This is a genomic window from Flammeovirga aprica JL-4, assembly GCF_012844305.1.
Lineage (GTDB): Bacteria > Bacteroidota > Bacteroidia > Cytophagales > Flammeovirgaceae > Flammeovirga > Flammeovirga aprica.
On the sequence record NZ_JABANE010000343.1, the window covers coordinates 1 to 749 of the forward strand.

At 49.0% G+C, this 749-nt stretch carries 1 protein-coding gene; it reads right to left on the reverse strand.

Annotated features, from left to right (window positions below; translation table 11 throughout):
* Positions 1-504: 504 nt before the first annotated feature.
* On the reverse strand, positions 505-749 hold a 245-nt coding region (locus HHU12_RS35210; protein ID WP_205960090.1), incomplete at its 5' end, for a hypothetical protein.

Here is a 749-nt window from a genome sequence, read left to right on the forward strand (position 1 = left end):
ATGTTTGTCCCGATGCGCTTCCACGTCTTGCGTGTCTTGATGCTCGGATAGTAAGGCAGTGAGCTGCGGTCATCTGCATAGCGGAATGTGTCATCCTTGATGATGTGCACAATGATGTGGCCGTGTCCGTCCTTATAGACCACAGTGTTAATGCGTTGCAACATAGAATATCCCCACCTTGTTTGCCTTAAAGCGGCCATTAGGTAGCCGTACAGTAAAGCGAGGCAATACGCCCCACTTCATGTAACTGAATGATGCTTTGTGTACCTTGAGACCCTTGCGAAAGTCTCGCACAAAGTACAGGACAATCAGGGCATACACACTAATTACGAACAGGGTTACCATACATTACCTTGCGTGTGCGATAGGTTTGGGCCATTTGGGCCATGTAGTAGCCGAACCAGTCGGCCTTTGCTTCAGGTATGCCATAAGTACACTCGCAAGCAGTCTTAAAGGCGCTTCGGTATTCCCGCATGTCCTTCTTAGTGAGGCCATAATTAACCATTAAACAACCTCCCAGTATTGCCCGTCGATTACCGAATAGCATTCACCCTTGGGAGCGTCCACTTGTTGCAGTGTGCCCCCTAAAGACACCTCTTTCAAGCATGGGTATACCATTGGGTATTCTCCCTTGTCCTCGATAGACCATAAAGAGGCCGTGTGAGTCTGTGAGTTAACCACCAGTACAGCGTCTTGATGGTAGGTCTTACATGCCAGCCACGCCAGTTCAGCTGCTTGTTTGATGGTAC